The following is a 20,128-nucleotide window of genomic DNA, read 5'->3' as shown; positions in this document are numbered from 1 at the left end:
TAGTCAAAGGTTTAGTGCGCACGTTTTAACCTATCGGGCAGGTGACACCCGTACCTTTTAAGCCGCAGTAGCCATGAGGGTTTTTATCCAGGTACTGCTGATGGTAAGCCTCTGCGTAATAAAATGTTTCTAGCGGCTTAATCTCAGTAGTGATTGCCCCTCTGCCCGCTTTGTCGAGCGCCTGTTGGTACGCTGCCGCACTCTGCTCGGCTACCGTTTGCTGCGCTTGGCTGGTGGTAAAAATGGCGGAGCGATACTGCGAGCCAATATCGTTCCCCTGGCGATTGCCCTGGGTCGGGTCGTGCCCTTCCCAGAAAACCTGCAACAACGTTTCCAGCTCGACTTGCTGTGGGTCATAAACCACCCGTACCACTTCGGTGTGGCCAGTACGCCCCGTGCATGTCTCGTCGTAGGTGGGGTTAGGTGTCTCACCACCGGCATACCCCACCGCAGTGACATAGACTCCTGGCAACTGCCAAAACAGGCGTTCAACGCCCCAGAAACACCCCATGCCTAGCACGATCTCCTCGTGGCCTTCGGGAAACGGAGGATGTATCGAGTGCCCATTAATGGTATGCACCTGACTGGTTTCTATGGGCGTATCACGTCCAGGCAGTACACGGCCTGAACCTGAGCTAGCGTTTGAAAATAGTGACATATCACCCTCACTTATTGCTGCTGAATGATTTCAGGATTACCGGAACGGGTAAAGGTGTAGATTAAGTCCACCGCTTGGTTGGTACCCGAGACGGCCTGTACATAAAGGTTACGCCACAGCGTGTAGCGTAGTGTTAGTTCGGCAATTGGCGAGAAAATTCCCACACCGTAACTAATTCTAAGATCATCGGTGAGTTGGCCACTGACAGCGACTTGGCTATCATCGCCAGCCCCAGTGGTGTCCAGAGTTAAGTCATCAATGCCGAAGGCTTCACCAATGGAACCAACCGCCCCACCGGTGCGCCCTAACGACATGCCTATCAGCGCGGTAGTCAGTGCGCTATCCACACCGCCCCCAGAAGCATCAGGTGCGCGACCCCGTAACAGGTAAGAGAGCGCACGGGATTCATCCATCGCCGGTTCAGAAAAGATCAGTACGTTCGGAGATTCGGCACTACCTGTTACCCGCAAGCCCGCAATAACGTCATCTTCGGTAATGTCAGGGTTGCGAATGGCCTCGAAGTCGAGCGTAGGTAGACCGGGTGGCCCACTAAACAGCAGTTCACCGCGGCGGATAACCAGGTCTTGGCCGAAAGCCTGGAAACGACCATCGACCAAATTAACGTCGCCGAATAACTGTAACGCGCCGCTGCTTTGGCGAATTTCCAGCGCGCCTCCCAAGCCAGATTCCAAGCCGTAGGCTGAAATTTGCATATCGCTACCCAACGTTAAGGTCACCAGTACGTCAATGGCCATACCGGTGGCGGCAAGCTCGTCCGCGGCACTTGGATCATCCTCATTGGCAGCCGCTCGCTGAGCCTCAATTTCGGCCTGGCGATCGTCGCGCTCGGTAATAATCACTTCATCGCCACTTGGGGTGACTGCTGATGAGGGCATATCGCCAATTTCAAGCCGTGCCCAGGGTAAATTCACATCCCCCCTCACTTGCAGCCTTTCCGGCGTGACCCGGATACGGATATCAGGCGCTACTTCAAGACGTCCAAACTGGGGCAAAACGACCAGGATAGGCTCCTGCACAGCATTCAGATCGACGCCAATCCGCCAATCATCACTGCTTGGCCAATATGCATCACCGGTGATTTCCAAACGCCCGCGCTCAGCGGCCAAGTAGCCGTCAATATCCCCCTGTTCACCGTCGAAAGAGACCACCAGTTCGCCACCCTGAATATCGACAGGAATATCCGGGCCACTTACTCCTATACCGCGCAGTCCAAGCTGGCCTTGTAAGTCAGGCGCGGCGGTGGTGCCAGTAATTTGGACGTTGCCCGTTAATTCGCCCTCCAGTCGCTCCATTCCTACCAACATGGATCGATAGGGCTGCAGCGAAACATCTTCTGCACGCAGCTCGCCAGTTAACGCGCCGGCCCCCAAGGGATCATTAACCGCTAGGTCCAAGTTGATATCGCCCGCTTCGGCAAGCGAAAGCGACACATTGGTATTCGCCTGAGCTTGGTTGGCCTCGATCTGAGCGTCGAAACTGACTTCTGGCAGTTGCACAGGCTGGCCATAATCATTAACGGCGGTAATGGCGAGTTCGCTAAGAATTTGTAGATCTGCCTGCCACTGGGCACCCCCTTGACGCCAGTTGGCAACAAGATCCGCGGTTGTATCCCCCTCTAACTGCCACTCTTCAGGCAAAAAGGGCTCCAGCATTTCCATTGGCACTTCACGTACCGAAAGCACGGCGTTGCCCTGTTGCGCAGAGGCAGTGATCTCCTCTTCAGAACAGACTAGCCCACCTTGCTCCCGGCGCAGGCAGAACGGCGATAGGCGCGCCTGACCATTGGCTAGGTCATAGCGCAGGTCTAGAGGCGCTTCAAGACGAATATCCCCCGCCTCAGAATCAACTTCCAGTGGCGTTACGCGGGCTTGGTAAAGCTGGTCTTGCTGGTCAAAGCGGCCTTCCAGGGCAATCAGCGCACGGCTTAAAACGCTGTTGTCTGTGCCCTGGGCGGTCAGTTCAAGCTGATGCTCAGAGAGGCGCCCGGCCAAATTGGCCTCTATGTTTGCAAGGGCCTGCCCCCCAGCATTGACGTTTTGTAGTGCGAGCTGTACGTCGAGGGAAGGATCATCAATGCCCTGTACATCAGCATCTAGGACAAGCCGTTCAATACGATTCTGACCAAAACGCACGCCATCACCCTGTAAATTGGCGAGTAATTGCGGTTGATTAAAACTACCGCTGGCTTCTAGCGTACCGACGATAGTGCCCGCCAAGTCTGGCGATAGTGTTTGCAACTGGCGTAGTGCAATGTCCGCGTTTAACGACATGGCCTGTTCGCTAATTTGCCCCTCTGCTGTTAAGCGATTCTCCCCCTGGGTAAACAGCAACTCGTCAATCTCCAGCTCCAGGTTGCTGTTAGCATCAAAGGCCGCTTGCAGGGTTAGCGGGTAGTCGCGCAGTTCACCGTCAATCGCTAAGTTGGGTACGCTAACTGCCCACTGATCCTCTTGCTGCCTCAGCGTAAGCTCGATGTCGCCGTTTAAATTACCCTCAAGCTGATCCACGAAGTGGGCAGGGTTAAACTGATCCAGACGAATAGTGGTGTTGACCTGTAGCGGTGCAACCCAACTGATGTTCCCTTCGCTGCGCAGGGAGCTTTCGTCGACTGCGAGGGTGAGCGGTTGCCAGCTAAACTGCTCGAGATCGCCCTCTCCGGTAACGTTAATTTGAGTGCGCGGCAGGCTCGGGCCCTCAACCGCCAGAGCCAATTGAGCACTATAATCGCTCAGGCTGCCGGTGACCTGTAGATCCAGGTCATCGACTATATAGGCTTGGGCTGTCTCTTCTTCAGTGCTGTCATCGACGCTTTCATTGCTACTCTCATCTGCGCTGACAGGCAGCGGCCACTGAACTTGGTCACTTTGTAGCTGCAGTTGAAACGGCAGCGTCGGGGCGAGTGCATCGACTTGCCCCCTCAAGGACGCATTGACCGCGCCAGAGGCATCCAACTGCGCTTCAAGCGCATCCAGTGGACCAGACAGCGTTAAGGTTAAAGCTTCGCCACTTAGCTCAGGGTATATCTCAGGTAAAAATAGTTCGACGCCCAAGCGAGCTTCGAGTGGGTAGTTGCCGGTTAGAGTGGCGTTCGCGGTTAATTCCGCCTCAGCAGCCGGGGTAACAACGGAAAGCTCAGTTACTTCGACGTTATCACCTTCGGTTAACAGCCCAAGCCGCAGTCGCTCGACGCGGTACTCGGTAGCCCCTTCCAATCGAAAATCGTTGAGCGTGAATTCAGGTATCTGGATATCAACCGGTAGCGTGATCTCTGGTAGTTCCAGGCGTTCGCGTTTTTCAAGCTGCTGCTCTGGAGATTCCACCGACGCCACGGCTTCTTGGGGTGGTTGGTTGAGCAAGATAGCGGCATCGATGGCTTCAGCATAAAGCGGCGTTTCAATGCCCTGGGTTAGCAGAACACCTGGGGAAGGTGGCAAATAGACACGAGGCTGCTCCAAATGGGTTGGCGAGAGGCGTACTGTGTTTCCTTCAGCGGTGGCTGCCGAGCTTAACGAGCGCCACGCTACTTCGGTACCATCGGCAAGCCTGAGGTTAACATCGTCCAGCAACAAAGAACGTAGTTCGATGGGGAAAGGAAAACGAATAGTCAGCGGGCTCTCTTCCTCTTCGGGAGGTGGCGCTTGCTCACTGGATGGGCCTAGCTGGATGTCGGCGCCCACCACACGCAGTGTGTCGATGCATAGGCGCCCTGACAGAACACAGTCATCTGCCCACTGGAGTTCGAACTCATCCACGGTTATACGGGTTTCGCCTAGCTGTAGCTGGAAATCTTCGAGCTGGAAATGGTCGAGCAAGCCGCCTTCATGATGCGTGTAGGAGAAAAAATCACGCTGCTCCCCCTGCGAGAGCAGCACCCCAGTGCCCCAGGGTGATAACGCCACCCCGACAATCAGCGCCACAATACCGAACAGCCAAATAGGCAACACGATTACAAGACGCACAAGGCTCCAGAACAGTAGCCAGGCACGATACTTTGGAGACAACATACGGCGTTTATCAGACGCAGCTGGTTCAACCTGAGACAAGTCTCTCTCCTAGAATTCCGGTCCGATAGAAAAGTGCAAACGCCAATCGTCTTCGTGGTCAAAAGGGTGGGCGATGTCAAAACGAATTGGCCCCACCGGCGAGACCCAACGTACCCCGACCCCGGCGCCCGTTTTCAAATCATTAGGCCCCCAGTTATCAAACGCATCGCCGTTATCTATAAACGTGGCCCCCCACCAATCCCCCGTCACGCGACGCTGATACTCCAGGGTCGAGGTGAGCATTTGCTGCCCACCTCGCAGTCGGCCCTCGTCGTTGCGGGGAGATAAGCTCTCATAGGAGTAACCACGCACACTGCGGTCGCCACCCGCGAAAAAGCGCAGCGATGGCGGTATTTTGGCAAAATCATCGGTTTCAATGGCGCCTAAGCTAATACGTGCCAAGAAGCGGTTATCGTTGCCAATCATGCGGATCCACTCCGTATCCCCCGTGATACGAGCGAATGTCGCATCCGAACCCCAAACGGTATCCGAATACTCTAACGAGAGCTGCTGGCGATCACCCCATAACGGAAAGCGCTGAGGGCGTGTCCGCGTACGCGACCACTGAATACCTGGATAAAACAGCCATACTTGATCCGCTTCGCCGCCCTGTTCAAAGTCTTCATAAGTAGTGCGGAAATAGATCGTTTGCACCCAATCGTTATCAAACTCCCAACGCCGGGCTAGCTCGACAGTGCCTTCTAACGACTTGGTGTCGCTGTCATCGACATTACGAACCCCGTACTGAAGCCGATAGCTGTCGCGAAGCGGGTCTTCCAGTGGCACATTATATACCCCGGTAAAACGCTGCTCTGGGGCAGATAAATAGAGGTCGTGATCAAGGCTATGACCAAAGCGGTTAATCCATGGTTGATCCCAACCAAAGCGCAGCCGTGGCCCTAAATCGGTGGCGTAACCAATACCCACTTCAAACTGATGGCGATCAGCAGGTTCAACACTGACATCGATAGGCAATTGGGTATCACTGGGCTTATTAAGACTTAGCGCGCTGGTCAAAGCAGCACTGGTGACTCTCGGGCGCTCCGGCTGAGAGGCGGTGGCTTCACTCCACCAGGGGGCACCACCGCCAGGAGGAGAAATAACCAACTCTTGGGCGGTCTCAAGGCGCGGACGCACCGAGACCGAGCTAAACCAGCCGGTTTCCGCAAGCGACCGATTATAGTCTGCCAGGGTCTGCGCCAAATAGGGGTCGCCCGGCTCGAAGGGCTGCATGCGACGCAATCGATCAAGCTCAATATGGCTTCCGGTAATGGAGGATTCACCAAATTGGTAGCGTGGGCCACTGTCAAAATCCATATACAGGCGCGCACTTTGCAGATACGGACGCACTTCCATGCGTCGATCGGTAAACCCCCAGTCAAAGTAACCGCGCTCAATAGCCAGCCCCGAAAACTGGCTGCTTAATCGATCCCAGGGGGCGTGCCGCAACACATCCCCTTCTTCCAAGGGAAAGTCCTCTACGGCCTGTTGGAAAGGTGGGTCTTCACTCGCCTCGCCTTCCACATTGATTGACAGAATTTCAATTTCAACCTGAGGGCCGGGCTCGATTTCCAGCCACGCACGTTTATCAGTGGCGCGCTCAAGGGTTATCTCGGGTTCGTAATAGCCGTAAACACGCATTGCTTCCTCGGTGCGTCGGCGGATCTCACCCTCTAAACGCACCTCGGTATATTGTGCCGCATCGATATTCTGTAAGTAGGCTTGGATGTTGCCTTCGACCTCATCGGAAACACCCGTGACAGTCGCTTCTAATGCCCATGCGCTAGGTGATACGCATAACAGCGGTAGCACAACAGTAACGGTGCGCTTTGTGGCTGATGTCCATCGCCGTTGTCTTCCCATACATTTTTATCCCAACCTAAATCAGCGGCTTCATCGCCTAAGCATTTCAACGCATTAGCATGTTAAAGATTAAGCAATCACACTCATACTTCCGTCGCGCCTTATTAACGCAACATCTCTAGCTGGGCACTGAAAGCAAGCTGCGCCTGGCGTACTTGGCGCACATCGCTTTCCAGCGAATTCAGCCGTTGAGACCACTCCTGCTCCAATGCTTCCAGGGCTGCTTGATCTGCGGGTGCTTCTATCTCTGCAACGGATGTTTCCAGCTCATTAAAGCGTGCCTCGAACGCTGCTCTTTGTGCTGATAGCTGCTCTTCCCAAGCGCTACTGACACTGTTGAGCTGACTATCCAGGCCATTGATGCGCCGTTCGGTCAATTGCTCCAGATGGGAGACTTCCTCAACAAGATTTTGACGACCCGAGGAACCCGTTTGTTCCAAGGCGTCAAGAGATTCCCTCACCGCCATTAATTGACTGTCGCGCAGTTCGGCTTGCTCTCTAAGTTGAGACAACTGCTGCAACAGTGTATTGATGGAATCACTAGAGACAGTATCCTCGCTAGAAGTGAGAAAACCGTACAACTCTTCCCGAGTAGCGGCCAACGACACTGACAGCTGCTCCTGCTCTTGGAAAAGCGTCGACATCTGAGCTTGTACAAAGGTTATCGTATCTTGTACATCCGTGTCATCCGAATCCAACCGAGCGTGCACATTGGAGACTTCCCCACTTACCCGGTGCAGCTCACCCAGCAGTCGTTCACGTTCATACCAAAGTCCAGCCGCCGCCGCGCCCATAAGCGCAATGATCAGTAGCAAACATAGCCATAGTGGCCATAGCGTGGGCCCCTTTCGGTGACGCAAGTGTTGCGCAGTCAAGCTTTGATCCACATCGGGCACAATACGAGAGGATGCGGTAGCGTCTGGCATGACATTTCCTCAAAGAGTCTTCGGGTCGGCACGGCGGCCAATACCTCGGTACATTAATCCACAGCTGGCAACGAACTCAGGGTCGTAAATATTGCGTCCGTCTAGTACGAGCTTAGCGTTTAAAAGCGAGCCGAGTCGGTGCCAGTCCGGGTTCCAATACGTTTTCCATTCAGTCACCAGCATCAGTACATCGGCCCCCTCACAGGCTTGGTAAGGGTCATGCGTATAGGTGCGCAGGTCGTCACGTTCGCCCACCAAGGCATGAAGAGCTGGCACTGCTGCTGGGTCGTGGAGCTGAACTTTAATTCCTTGCGCCCAAAGAGCCTCAAGCAGCGTTAATACCGGGGCGTGGTCAATACGCGCTGTGCCGGGCTTAAACGCCGCACCCCATATCGCCACGGTTTTACCCGCCAGCTCACCTGCAAAGTGAGCCCACAGTTTGCGAAACAGGGTCTCTTTCTTCTGCTCGTTAATATCCATTACCTGCTCAAGCAGTGCTGAATAGCGACCACTTTGCAGTTGCACATCGGCCAAGCGCATCAAATCCCGGGAGAAATTCGGCCCGCCAAACCCACATCCGGGGTAGAGATACTCAAACCCGATCCGTGAGTCAGCGCCCATTCCCTGGCGGACATGTTCAACATCCACCCCCAGGGTATCAGCCAAGCCAGCAATTTCATTCATATAACTGATACGGGTAGCCAGCATGCCGTTAATTGCCAGCTTGGTGAGCTCTGCAGCGCGGCGCGGCATACACTGAAATACTTCGCTGCGGCGATTAAAGGCGCGTAATAGTTCCCTGGTCACCTGCTCACCAGTGGCATCATCGCAACCTAGCAGCCGCCTAGTGGGGCGGGTAAACGACTCCCACGCCCGCCCCTCTTCCAACGTATCTGGGAGTGCCACGCTGGTGTGCTGCATGCCCATCAGTGCATGCAGGCGCTCGGTCTCGCCGACCGGAAACGTTGAATTATTGATAAGCACTATGCCCTGCTGATCGACCAATAGCGGGTCTTCAACCAACGCACTGGCTGAACTACGCTGCGCAGGAGATAACGCCAGCCAGATCACTTCAGGCGTGCGCGCCTCTTTAAGCTGCTCAATGACCTCCAGTGTCCCATCCGCCAAACCCTGCTCCAGATGAGCCATCAGCTGAGGTTCGCTGCGCAGCCAGTCCACTCGGGAAAGTGCTGACCAGGGGGCGTCAGCGTGCGGCAACCACTGCACCTGATGCCCGACCCAGGCCAACGCAGCGGCGGCCGTCGCTGCGCTCAATTCGCTACCGTAAAGCAACACCCGCATGGGTTACTCTCCTTGTTGGTAACGTGATAACAGGGCTTGGAAACCCTCACCAAACTCGGGGTGACGCCGCGCGTAGGCAAGTGTGGCTTCAAGATAACCCAGCGGCTGGCCACAATCGTATGTCGTGCCCTGCATACGGTATGCCTGCACCCCCGACTGTTCGCGCAGGGTCTCCAGCGCATCAGTGAGCTGAATTTCGCCACCGGCACCGGGCTTGGTGGCTTCTAAAATGGAGAAAATATGGCCTGGCAGCGCGTAGCGACCAATCACGGCTAGGTTTGAAGGCGCTGCATCGCGCTTTGGCTTTTCCACCATTCCCACAAGATCTGCCGATTGGTTAGGTGCAGGCACATCGCCAGCGGGTGCCACGATGCCATACTTCTCAACTTGCTCCCAAGCCACCTCTTCCACCATTAGCTGCGCCGTTTGCTGTTGGTCATAAGCTGCCAACATGCCGGCCAAGTCGGTAGTTTGGTTGGCGCTGTTGTCGACCAGCACATCGGGAAGCAGCACTGCAAAAGGTTCGTCGTCGCCGATGATCGGGCGAGCGCATAGCACCGCATGGCCTAACCCCAGCGGTACACCCTGACGAATACTGATAATGCTGACATCATCAGGCACCAAATTGCGCAACATCGCCAAAAGCTCGTGTTTACCTTTCGCTTCCAGGCTGGCTTCTAGCTCGGCGTGGGTGTCAAAGTGGTTTTCAATAGCGCTTTTATTACTACTGGTGACCAGCACAATCTCACGAATACCCGCGGCAATGGCTTCTTCGACCACATATTGAATAACCGGCCTATCGACAATCGTAATCATCTCCTTGGGAATAGCCTTCGAAGCCGGTAAGCAGCGGGTGCCAAACCCAGCAACAGGAAGTACGGCCTTGCGAATCATAAAGAGGTCCTTTTCATGCGTTCCGACACAGGAGTGGTTAGAATGTCCATAATACTGAAGGCGTGGATGGATGCCACCTCGCCAATGGACGATAACCAGTGCAAATGGATAATAACCAGTAACTAAGCGTCAACTCTTCGCTTAATGCGTAACGACAATGGGAGTCACAACATGCAAGCGACACCACAGGATAGCACTGCTGGTCACTATCAAGGCAATGTCGATGCAGCAGAAGTCGCCAAATTTGAAGCGCTTGCTAGCCGCTGGTGGGATCCGCAGGGTGAATTTAAACCACTCCACGAGATTAACCCTTTGCGGCTCGATTTTATTGATGCGCGTGCGGGCTTGGCAGGAAAAAAAGTGCTGGATGTGGGCTGTGGCGGCGGCATTTTGAGCGAATCAATGGCCAACCGCGGGGCTAAAGTAACCGGTATTGATCTCGGTGAAGCACCTTTAGCGGTGGCTAGGCTGCACGCGGAAGATCGCGGTGTCGAGATCGATTATCAGCACATCAGTGTGGAAGCCATGGCGGCTCAAAAGCCCGGTTTTTACGATGCAGTGACCTGCATGGAGATGCTTGAGCACGTACCCGACCCCGCCTCCGTCATTCGTGCCTGCAGCGCCCTGGTTCGCCCTGGCGGCTATGTGTTTTTCTCTACGCTGAATCGCACCGCCAAGTCCTATGCGTTTGCCATTCTAGGCGCCGAGTACGTGCTTAGACTGCTCCCCCGGGGTACGCATAACTACGCGAAATTTATTCGCCCTTCAGAAATGGCCGCCTGGTCTCGCGACTGTGGCTTAGAAGTGCGTGAGCAGACGGGGCTTACCTACAATCCGCTAACCCGGCACTATCGTTTGGTAAGCCATGATGTTTCGGTCAACTACATGATGTACTGCCGTAAGGTGAGCGATTAAATGCCGATGCAAGCGCCCCAAGCGATTCTCTTCGATCTAGACGGCACCCTGGTCGATACCGCTCCAGATTTAGCCCACGCAACCAATGCGCTACGTATTCACCACGACTTAGAGCCACTTCCCTTTGAAGTGATCCGCCGCCAGGTCTCTAACGGCGGTAGTGCGCTGGTGACGCTGGCGCTAGGGTTAGAAGCGACAGCGGATGGACATACTCAAGCACGCCAGTTCTTGCTGGATGCCTACGAGCAGGCGGTCGCGGTGCACAGCCAGGTCTTCTCGCCGCTCGATGTATGGCTGAAAGAGTGGCATGGCAACCAACGACCCTGGGGGATTGTGACCAATAAACCGCGTCGCTATACGCTACCGTTATTGGACGCATTGGCGCTTCAGCCGGGCGCCCTACTATGTGCAGATGACCTGAGTGTAAAAAAGCCAGCCCCTGAGCCGCTCTGGGAAGCTGCCCGGCGGCTAGGCGTTGAGCCGGGTCAGTGCTGGTACATCGGCGACCATGCACGGGATATCGAGGCCGCCGTCGCTGCGGGGATGACGGCCGTGGCCGTTGGCTACGGCTATATCAGCGCAGAGGATGACTATCAACAGTGGCCTGCTGACTTATGGTTTGGAGAGTGTCACGCGCTGGTCGATGCCCTTAACGGTTTCAGACGCTAGCGACAATTTCAAGCGTAAGTACCGGCGGGCATCGACGTGCTGATAAGGGGTTTAAAAGTAAGCGCTATACCCGTGGCGGCTGGGCATCAAGCTTTTGACCGTTGGTGCCTGCACTGTCTGGCCCCATAAGCCATAAGTAGGTAGGCATGATGTCTTCCGGGGTGCGTAGTGTGAAGGGATCCTCACCGGGGAACGCGGTACGCCGCATTTGAGTCCGTGTGGCACCCGGATTGAGTGAATTAACGCGTACCGTGGACTGGTTATCCAATTCGTCGGCCAACACCTCGACAAACCCTTCGGTGGCAAACTTAGAGACCGAGTACGCTCCCCAATAGGCGCGGCCTTTACGGCCAACGCTGGAGGAGGTGAATATCACCGATGCATCGTCAGACGCCTGCAGTAGCGGCAATAGTGCCTGGGTCATCCAGATGGGCCCATTGATATTCACCTGCATCACCTGCTGCCAGAGCTCAGGGTTATACTGCTCGAAAGGCGTGATGCGACCCAACAACCCAGCGTTATGCAACACCCCGTCCAAACGGCCAAACTCTTTATCCAGCGTTTCCGCCATATCATGAAAATCTTTTAGCGTAGCGCCTTCAAAGTTGAGCGGAAAAATCGCTGGCTGGGGGCCACCGGCCGCTTCGATTTCATCGTAAACGCGCTCTAACTTGGCAATAGTGCGCCCCAATAGAATCACGGTGGCTCCGTGTTGGGCATAGCTCAAAGCTGCCGCACGGCCAATCCCGTCCCCTGCGCCGGTTACCAACACGATGCGATTTTCCAATAGGTTGGGCGCTGGTTGATAGTCGATCTTGCAGCTCATGCTGATTCCTTGAAGCAAAAGATATTAACTTGCTGATTGGCGTAAAAAGTCATTGGCAAGGCCCGCGGCACTGCTTTGCGGGTAGTCATCGCGCACTTGCTCGAGTAGCTCACGGCTGCGCTCTGCTTCGCCTTTACGTGCTTTCACTAAGCCTAGCTTATAGATCGCATCCGGCACTTTACTGCTGCCGCTGTACTCCTCGATCACACGGCTAAATGCCTGGTCGGCGGCATCCAGCTCGCCTTCTGCAGCATATAGCTCGCCCAGCCAGTAGTGACCATTAGCCGTTAGACTAGTATCAGGATGGTCGCTAACAAAAGCCTCAAAGGCCGCAATCGCCTCATCAAAACGGCGCGCTTGAACATGCGCAAAAGCCGCTTGGTAATCGGCCTGGGCGTCCTCACTGACATTGCGGCTCGAAGGCGCGTTGACAACTTCTTCAGCGGCCTCAGGCTCGACTGCTGGTGTTGACTGCTCAATCTGAGTTGGGCCGCTGCTCATCAGGCGGTCTTCAATATCGAGATACTGCTGCTGGGATTGACGACGCAGCTGTTCCAACTGGTGGCGTAACTCTTCAATTTGACCACGCAGCTGCTGGATCTCCTGCTGGTGCTCCTGCACCTGGTTAAACAATACCAGGTTACCGCTGGACGCTTCCTGGCGCTGCGTTTGCTGGTAAAAGCTGCTGTTGGAAGAGTTGGAAAGATCTTGAACGAGCGGCTGTTGAGCGGTGGCCGTTAGGGGCAATACGGACAGCGGGAGCACTATGGCTCCCGCACCGCACAGCCTCTCAACGTAACGCTTGAGACTGTGATTCATGATGACTCCGTAGACGTAAACGGCGTGCGATAAGCCGCACGCCGAATTCATCAGTGGTTAAGCATTCAATCGTTAAATGCTCAGTAGTTAAATACAACACGGCGGTTCTGAGCGTAAGCACTCTCGTCTTGGCCATTGACAGCCGGACGCTCTTCACCATAGCTAACCACGCTCATTTGTGAAGGAGAGACGCCCTGAATATTCAAGAAGCGTTCTACCGCATTCGCACGACGCTCCCCTAGCGCCATGTTGTATTCACGGGTACCGCGTTCATCAGTATGCCCGTGGAGTACCACTTGAGCGTTCGGGTTAGCACGCAGATAGCGCGCATGAGCCATTACCACGGATTCGTACTCGCTCTTAATTGTATCGCGGTCGTAATCGAAATAGATGGTGCGTACTTCTGGGATGCGCGAATCAGCCTGCTGACCAGCGCCTGAACCAGAGGTGGAACCATACTGACTACCCGTGCCTGTACCCGAGGTGCTAGACCCAGTCGTGCTGCCATCCTGGCTACCGTACGAGTCACCGTCTTGGGTTCCGCCGGTGCTGGAACAGCCAGCGATTACCACGATAGATAGCGCTGCTGCTAATGAGCGAGCCAACGGTTTAAGTTGCATAATCAGACTCCTTGCCTGAAAACTGAAATTTTGATGTTAATCAATTTAAGAAGGGTGACCAAGCTGGATCACGAACATCGCCTTGTGCTGACGGCAGCCTGAATGAAGAGCGACCATCGGCAGAAACAGCACTTAGTACCCCACTGTTACCCTGCTGGGTAGCGAAGATTACCATGGTCCCGTTCGGCGCAACACTAGGAGATTCATCTCTTGTTGATTCACTCAATACCACTAAGCGGTCACCGCTTAGGTCTTGCCTTGCTACTTGATAACCACGGCTAGAGCGATGGATCAAGAATATTTGCTCGCCATCCGGCGAGAAGCGGCCACGCGCATTATAATTACCGGTAAATGTCAGGCGCTGGGCCTCTCCGCCACCCAGTGTATATTGATAGAGCTGGGGGCCACCGCTACGATCAGAGGTAAACAACAGGCTGCGTCCATCCGGCGCCCAAGCGGGCTCCGTATCAATACTGTTGTTATTGGTAATGCGTTCTACTGAACGGTTGGCAACATCCATAATGTAAATTTCAGGCTGGCCATCTTTAGACAGTGACATGGCGATACGCCGCCCATCCGGTGACCATGCTGGCGCGCCGTTAATGCCATCGAAGGAGGTCGCCTGCACGCGCTGGCCCGTCGCCACATCCTGGATATAGATCGCCGGACGCTCAGTCTCAAAGGAGACATAGGCGAGCTTGGTGCCGTCGGGCGACCACGCCGGTGACATGATCGGTTCATCAGAGGTCAATACCTGCTCACTACGGCGGCCATCGGCGTCTGCAACGTACAGACCAAACTGCATATCGTCACCGATACCTTGGGCCGTGACATAAGCAATTTTGGTGGAGAACGCGCCGCGGATATCAGTAATCTCTTCAAAAATTTGATCGCTGATATAGTGTGCTGCACCGCGCAGGTCATTACCCCTCACTGTCACGGTTTCACCGATCATTCGACGCTGACCACTGATATCCATCAGTTCAAACTGTAGTTCAAAGCCACCGTCAGTTTGTTCTGCCTGGCCGACGACCAGATAGCGCACGTCCAGCGAACGCCAGGTACCGAACTGCACATCGTCAGATTGGCTAGGCTGCTCAAACATAGCGCTGCGCGCCAAGGGGGCAAAATAGCCACTGCGTTCAAGGTCATCTTGAACAATCTGTGCTACATCTTCGGGCAGGCCGTCTGAACCGGCAAACGGCACGACACCAATCGGCAGCGCTTGATCGCTGCCCCGCGTGATCTCAATGGTTAAGTTAGCACTTGCCACACTGCTAAAAGTGAACAGCAAGCACAATAACCAAAATTTCTTTAACACTTGAGTTTGCATCAACGGACTCCCCCTGGGGAAAAGTTCAAAGTGATATTGCGTCGGATTTCACGCTGTTGATCTTCTGATAATTGTAGTAGCTCAGAAAACGGTGCCGCTTGCTCAACCGCCTGAATAATGGATTGATCAAAGGCACTATCGCCACTCGATGATGTTACGTTTACTAATAATACCTCCCCCGAAGGCCCCAGACGCACATTGACAGAAGCCCGCATACTATCACTTGATCCACCAGGAATTATCCAGGCTTGTTCAATAGCTCGTTTCATTATGTTGCTGAAATTATTTGCAGCCTGCTCAGCCTGCTGGGCATTGGCAGCTGCTTCGGCCTCACCGTCCAGTTGGCGCTGCATAGCCGCCTCGGCAGCTTCTGCGGCTTGGCGTTGGCGCTCAGCTTCTGCTTCACGACGCTGCTGCTCTTCAGCTTCACGCTGACGCTGTGCTTCGGCCTCTCGCTCTCGCTGAGCCTCCTCTTGCTCACGCAATCGCTGTTCTTCAGCTTCGCGTTGGCGTTCAGCCTCCTCCGCTTCACGGCGCTGCTGCTCTTCAGCTTCGCGCTGACGCTCGGCTTCTTCCGCTTCACGGCGCTGCTGTTCTTCGGCTTCGCGCTGGCGTTCTGCTTCTGCCTCTTCGCGTTGCTGCTGCTCGGCGGCTTCCTGCTGGCGTTGTGCCTCTTCCACTTCACGCTGGCGCTTTGCGGCAGCTTCCGCTTCGGCTTCACGTTCAGCCGCTTCAGCAGCCTGCTGTTCGGCCTGCTCAGCCGCTTCTTCAGCTCTGCGCTGAGCCTCAGCTTCAGCGGCCGCACGCGCCTCTTCTAACGCTTGTGCTTCCGCTTCCGCCGCCTGCTGGGCGGCCTCTTCGGCGGCTTGCTGCTCGGCTGCGGCCTGCTCTTCACTGGCTGAAGGCTCCTCACTAACTGAAGGCTCTTCCGGTGCATCAGGCTCGGTGGGGGCTTCAGCAGGCGCATTCATCGCCGCCTGCTCTTCCGTTGCTTGCTGCGCCTGGTCGGTAAAGGTTTCGGTGCTTACCAGCGTTGCCTGTACGATCGAGGAGCTGTCAGGTTCTGCGTCTCGATTAGGCAGGCTGATCAAGCTAAACGCTACAATTGCTACGTGCACACCTATCGCCAGAACAGTCGGCCACTTATAGCCGACGTCTTGAGGATCGCGCGGGGATTTCAGTGCCATGTGCTGCGCCTTGCCCTTACCCATCTTTTGACGGCTCAGATAGCAGCCCCACATTAGCCACGCCCGCGCCTTGCAGAGTGCTCATCAAGACGACAATCTGACCGTAGGCCACATTACGGTCGCCGCGTACCATTACCGGTGTGCCTGGGCGACGCTCTATAATCGTTGTCACTCGTGAGGACATCTCATCCAGCGACACCGACGTGGAGTCTTCCCCAAGCGTGATGAAGTACCCACCGTCGCTATCAACCGAGATAATGATCGGATCATTATCCTCCTGGATATCAATGGGCTGAGAGGTGACTTGCGGCAACTCAACTTGTACGCCCTGGGTCAACATGGGCGCGGTGATCATAAAGACCACCAGCAGTACCAGCATGATGTCAATGAAAGGGACGACGTTAATCTCCGCCATTGGCTTGCTTTTGCCGCTACGATTGAATGGTCCTTGCATGGCTCTCTCCCTTAGCTGGCGCTCGGTTTGCCGTCACGACCTTGCAAATTGCGGTGCAGGATAGCGTGAAACTCTTCGGCAAAGTCTTCATATTTGCCCAGCAGGCGAGAAGACGAGTTGGATAGGCGGTTATAGAAAATCACCGCTGGAATCGCCGCAAATAGACCCATGGCTGTGGCAATGAGCGCTTCAGCAATCCAGGGAGCCACTGTAGCAAGGGTCGCTTGCTGAGTCAGTGATAGTGCCTGAAACGACCCCATGATGCCCCATACAGTGCCGAACAAGCCGATATAGGGGCTAGCTGAGGCTACCGTGGCAAGAAACACTAAATGCTGGGTTAAGCGATCCTCTTCCCGAGACCACGCTACGCGCATGCTACGCTGAACGCCTTCCAGCACGGTATCCGGGTCACGGGTTTTAGGCATCAAACGGTTAAATTCACGAAAACCAGCTTGAAAAATATGCTCGGCGCCGTGGCGCGGGTCATCGGCGGGAATCTCACGATAGAGTTCGTTTAAGTCGACACCTGACCAAAAAGACTCCTCAAATTGGTTGTACTCTTTCTTGGCGCGGCCCAGCGCAATACTGCGCTGAAAAATCACTACCCAAGAGAGGATCGACCCCACCAGTAGCAGCAGCATTACCAGTTGCACTACAGTACTGGCATTCATTATCAAATGGGGAATGGACATGGTGTTATCGTTCACAGGTGCCCTCATCAATCTATTAGGGTCGGGATTGCCGACGCAGTGAGTGACCTCTTGGTTAAGAGGCCTGGGTCAAAACTTTAAGCGATGCTGGCCATGCTTTTGGCCGTAAACGTTCGGTGCTCAAGCAGGCTATCTCGACTGTGGCAGAGCATAGGAGTTCCTCATTACGCCAAACCTGCTGTTCAAATGTCATCCGACAGCGCCCAACGTTGGTAACGTGAGCACTAATTTCCAACGCGTCATCCAAGTAAGCCGGTTTCGCGTAGTGACAGGCCAAGCGGTATACCACTAGCTGTGTACCTTCGTCTAGCAGCGTTTGCTGATTCAGGCCCAACTGGCGGAGCCATTCACTACGCGTACGCTCCATAAACTTCAAGTAGTTAACGTAGTAGACAATGCCGCCTGCGTCAGTATCTTCCATATAAACGCGCAGCGGCAGTCGATAACCTTCTCTTGTGCAGCTACTCACGGACGGCGCTCTCCTTCCATATCGGTTGCCTGTTCGTGGGGCACGCGCTCAAAGTGCAGCCACGCCTGGCGGGTGGCCACCCGGCCGCGGGGAGTGCGCATCATCAAGCCCTGCTGAATAAGATAGGGCTCAATAACGTCTTCGATCGTGTCACGTTCTTCACTGATCGCCGCGGCGAGTGAGTCAATACCCACCGGCCCACCGTCAAATTTATCGATCATGGCCAGCAGTAGCCGCCGATCCATATGATCCAAGCCGTGGTGATCCACATTAAGCATATTGAGAGCCGCATCAGCCATGGCGACATCGACGACGCCGTTACCTTTCATTTCGGCGTAATCCCGCACCCGGCGTAGCAGTCGGTTGGCAATTCGCGGCGTGCCCCTTGAACGCCTGGCCACTTCAATGGCGCCATCATGGCTGGTTTCAACGCCTAACAAGCGCGCTGAACGCGAGACAATTTCTGTTAGCTCTTCCAGGTTATAAAATTCAAGCCGCTGCACGATACCAAATCGGTCACGCAGCGGGGAGGTCAATAATCCTGCCCGGGTCGTGGCGCCCACCAGGGTGAAGCGGGGAAGATCCAGTTTAATCGAACGTGCCGCAGGCCCTTCGCCAATCATAATATCGAGCTGAAAATCTTCCATGGCCGGGTAGAGCACTTCTTCGACCACCGGTGACAGGCGATGAATTTCATCGATAAAAAGTACATCGCCAGGCTCTAAATTAGTCAGCATGGCGGCTAGATCGCCTGCCCGCTCGAGTACCGGCCCGGAAGTCGACTTTATACCGACGCCCATCTCGGTGGCAATAATATGCGCAAGGGTCGTTTTACCTAACCCTGGGGGGCCAAATACCAGAGTGTGATCCAGGCTCTCTTCACGCAGCCGCGCGGCGCCGATAAAGATTTCCAGTTGTTCACGCACACGCGGCTGGCCAATATAGTCATCCAGCCGCTTGGGGCGAATCGCGTAATCAATGCGCCCCTCCCCCTGTTCAGGCTCAGCGGCGATCAGCCGATCGTGTTCTAACATAGGTGCTCTTCTTTATGGCGATTCAAAAGGTCTATTCACAAAGGTCTATCCACTACCCACAATTTCGTACTCACACCGCTGCCTGCTTAGCCACCCATGCGCTGGGTGAGCGCGGCTTTAATCAGCGCTTCGGTAGACTGATTGGGGTCGATATCGGCGAGCATTTTCGACGCCTCAGTCAGTTTATACCCCAAGCTAACTAACGCGGCTTCCGCATCGGCAAGACTATCGCGGGTAGAAGCACGGCCATTGGTGGCTTCAAGGGGCAGTAGCGCGTCGCTGCCATCTTCCCACTCGGGAAAACGGTCGCGCATTTCAATAATCAGCCGCTCTGCGGTTTTCTTACCCACTCCTGGCAGGGTTGTCAGCGCTTTGCTGTCGTCATCACGGACGCAGCGCATAAAGGCGTCTTCGTCCATACCCGACAGGATGGCGAGTGCAAGCTTGGGCCCTACGCCATTGACCTTGATCAAGGCGCGGAACAGAGCACGTTCATGCTCACGGCCGAAGCCATAGAGTAAGTGGGCATCATCACGAATGGTTAAATGGGTGAATAATGAGACGCTCTCGTTAATCGCAGGAAGTGCGACCAGCGTATTCATTGAGGTTTCCAGTTCGTAACCTACGCCATGAACGTCGATCACAATCCAGGGAGGTTGCTTTGCCACTAGCTGACCACTCAGACGTCCAATCATAAATACGCTCGCACCGGAATGAAAAAAATAGAGTGAAAAACAGGTGATTACTATAAAGCGACTCTGTACAGGTGACCAGTAGTTCAGCCAGCGGTACAGCGGGAATTAAAGCCGCCAGCGTCCAGTTGAGCGACGGCGGCCCCGAGATGGCGCAGCGGGCAAGCCATGGCTGCTAAACACAGAGCCGTTATAAGCATGGGTTAACGCAATGGCTAACGCGTCGGCGGCATCGGCCTGGGGAGTAGCGGAGAGCTGCAGAATGGCGGTCACCATATGCTGCACCTGCTCTTTGTCCGCGCCGCCCTGGCCGGTCACCGCCTGCTTGATCTGCCGCGCGGCGTACTCGGCAAGGCTCAAGCCATGATTGGCCATACACACCATTGCCGCCCCCCGAGCCTGGCCAAGCTTCAGCGCTGAATCGGGATTTTTGGCCATAAATACCCGCTCAATGGCCACCTGGGAGGGTCGATGCAGGCCGACGACTTCGCTAAGACCGGCGTAAATTTGCGCCAAGCGCTGCTCCAAGGCCCCTTCTGCCGTGCGGATACAGCCACTCGCTACGTAGCAGGGTTTAACGCCAATAATGTCGATCACCCCGTAACCGGTTACCCGGGAGCCAGGGTCTATGCCCAAAATGCGAATGGGTACGACGGGCTTTTGCTCTTCCATGGCGTCGATACTCGTGTGACT

At 55.0% G+C, this 20,128-nt stretch carries 19 protein-coding genes; 2 read left to right on the top strand and 17 right to left on the bottom strand.

Annotation, left to right across the window (positions count from 1 at the left end; translation table 11 throughout):
• Positions 1–25: 25 nt before the first annotated feature.
• From msrA to galU, 6 genes are all read right to left on the bottom strand, one after another.
• Positions 26–658 carry a peptide-methionine (S)-S-oxide reductase MsrA gene (gene msrA, locus ACW17M_RS06135; RefSeq protein ID WP_009286702.1) on the bottom strand — a complete coding sequence of 211 codons (633 nt, stop codon included), beginning with the start codon at positions 656–658 and terminating at the stop codon, positions 26–28.
• 11 nt (positions 659–669) lie between these two features.
• Complete coding sequence (gene tamB, locus ACW17M_RS06130) at positions 670–4,722, bottom strand: autotransporter assembly complex protein TamB (RefSeq protein ID WP_457547051.1); 4,053 nt, start codon at positions 4,720–4,722, stop codon at positions 670–672.
• Positions 4,723–4,731: 9 nt separating this feature from the next.
• Positions 4,732–6,585 (bottom strand): autotransporter assembly complex protein TamA, encoded by a 1,854-nt coding sequence (gene tamA / locus ACW17M_RS06125; RefSeq protein WP_457547050.1) that lies wholly within the window; start codon positions 6,583–6,585, stop codon positions 4,732–4,734.
• Positions 6,586–6,689: 104 nt separating this feature from the next.
• Positions 6,690–7,511, bottom strand: a complete 822-nt coding sequence (locus ACW17M_RS06120; protein ID WP_009286699.1) for a hypothetical protein — start codon at positions 7,509–7,511, stop codon at positions 6,690–6,692.
• Positions 7,512–7,520: 9 nt separating this feature from the next.
• Positions 7,521–8,813: a nucleotide sugar dehydrogenase gene (locus tag ACW17M_RS06115; protein WP_022523479.1), complete on the bottom strand. Its 1,293-nt coding sequence runs from the start codon at positions 8,811–8,813 to the stop codon at positions 7,521–7,523.
• Between the two features lie 3 nt (positions 8,814–8,816).
• Positions 8,817–9,707: a UTP--glucose-1-phosphate uridylyltransferase GalU gene (galU, locus tag ACW17M_RS06110; protein ID WP_022523480.1), complete on the bottom strand. Its 891-nt coding sequence runs from the start codon at positions 9,705–9,707 to the stop codon at positions 8,817–8,819.
• 171 nt (positions 9,708–9,878) lie between these two features.
• Between galU and ubiG the strand changes: the two genes are divergently transcribed.
• Both ubiG and ACW17M_RS06100 read left to right on the top strand, forming a co-directional pair.
• Positions 9,879–10,622: a bifunctional 2-polyprenyl-6-hydroxyphenol methylase/3-demethylubiquinol 3-O-methyltransferase UbiG gene (ubiG, locus tag ACW17M_RS06105; protein WP_022523481.1), complete on the top strand. Its 744-nt coding sequence runs from the start codon at positions 9,879–9,881 to the stop codon at positions 10,620–10,622.
• Positions 10,623–11,291 (top strand): HAD-IA family hydrolase, encoded by a 669-nt coding sequence (locus tag ACW17M_RS06100; RefSeq protein ID WP_022523482.1) that lies wholly within the window; start codon positions 10,623–10,625, stop codon positions 11,289–11,291. It abuts the gene before it with no gap.
• A 64-nt stretch (positions 11,292–11,355) separates the two neighbouring features.
• Here the strand turns inward: ACW17M_RS06100 and ACW17M_RS06095 are convergent, their stop codons facing one another.
• From ACW17M_RS06095 to ruvC, 11 genes are all read right to left on the bottom strand, one after another.
• Entirely contained in the window at positions 11,356–12,117 is a 762-nt protein-coding gene (locus ACW17M_RS06095; RefSeq protein ID WP_022523483.1) for a YciK family oxidoreductase, read from the bottom strand.
• A gap of 24 nt (positions 12,118–12,141) precedes the next feature.
• Positions 12,142–12,936 carry a tol-pal system protein YbgF gene (gene ybgF / locus ACW17M_RS06090; protein WP_022523484.1) on the bottom strand — a complete coding sequence of 265 codons (795 nt, stop codon included), beginning with the start codon at positions 12,934–12,936 and terminating at the stop codon, positions 12,142–12,144.
• Positions 12,937–13,016: 80 nt separating this feature from the next.
• On the bottom strand, positions 13,017–13,556 hold the full coding sequence (gene pal / locus ACW17M_RS06085) for a peptidoglycan-associated lipoprotein Pal (RefSeq protein WP_009286695.1): 540 nt from the start codon (positions 13,554–13,556) through the stop codon (positions 13,017–13,019).
• Between the two features lie 40 nt (positions 13,557–13,596).
• Positions 13,597–14,889, bottom strand: coding sequence for a Tol-Pal system beta propeller repeat protein TolB (gene tolB / locus ACW17M_RS06080; protein ID WP_035537371.1), 1,293 nt, complete (start codon positions 14,887–14,889; stop codon positions 13,597–13,599).
• Positions 14,889–16,076 carry a cell envelope integrity protein TolA gene (tolA, locus tag ACW17M_RS06075; protein WP_457547049.1) on the bottom strand — a complete coding sequence of 396 codons (1,188 nt, stop codon included), beginning with the start codon at positions 16,074–16,076 and terminating at the stop codon, positions 14,889–14,891. The genes tolB and tolA overlap by 1 nt, the downstream gene beginning before the upstream one ends.
• Before the next feature lie 16 nt (positions 16,077–16,092).
• A complete protein-coding gene (gene tolR / locus ACW17M_RS06070; protein WP_022523488.1) occupies positions 16,093–16,530 on the bottom strand; it encodes a protein TolR in 438 nt (145 codons plus the stop codon).
• 11 nt (positions 16,531–16,541) lie between these two features.
• On the bottom strand, positions 16,542–17,237 hold the full coding sequence (gene tolQ, locus ACW17M_RS06065) for a protein TolQ (RefSeq protein WP_007114222.1): 696 nt from the start codon (positions 17,235–17,237) through the stop codon (positions 16,542–16,544).
• 58 nt (positions 17,238–17,295) lie between these two features.
• On the bottom strand, positions 17,296–17,709 hold the full coding sequence (gene ybgC / locus ACW17M_RS06060; RefSeq protein ID WP_457547048.1) for a tol-pal system-associated acyl-CoA thioesterase: 414 nt from the start codon (positions 17,707–17,709) through the stop codon (positions 17,296–17,298).
• A complete protein-coding gene (gene ruvB, locus ACW17M_RS06055) occupies positions 17,706–18,743 on the bottom strand; it encodes a Holliday junction branch migration DNA helicase RuvB (protein WP_457547047.1) in 1,038 nt (345 codons plus the stop codon). Before ruvB ends, ybgC begins: the two co-directional genes overlap by 4 nt.
• Positions 18,744–18,829: 86 nt before the next feature.
• The gene (gene ruvA / locus ACW17M_RS06050; RefSeq protein WP_009286690.1) at positions 18,830–19,438 is read right to left on the bottom strand and encodes a Holliday junction branch migration protein RuvA; all 609 of its coding nucleotides are present in this window, start codon (positions 19,436–19,438) and stop codon (positions 18,830–18,832) included.
• A 105-nt stretch (positions 19,439–19,543) separates the two neighbouring features.
• On the bottom strand, positions 19,544–20,107 hold the full coding sequence (ruvC, locus tag ACW17M_RS06045; RefSeq protein WP_027959417.1) for a crossover junction endodeoxyribonuclease RuvC: 564 nt from the start codon (positions 20,105–20,107) through the stop codon (positions 19,544–19,546).
• Positions 20,108–20,128 lie beyond the last annotated feature (21 nt).

Source organism: Vreelandella sp. 2A-K22 (assembly GCF_054065485.1).
This window is presented reverse-complemented; position numbering and strand designations above follow the sequence as displayed.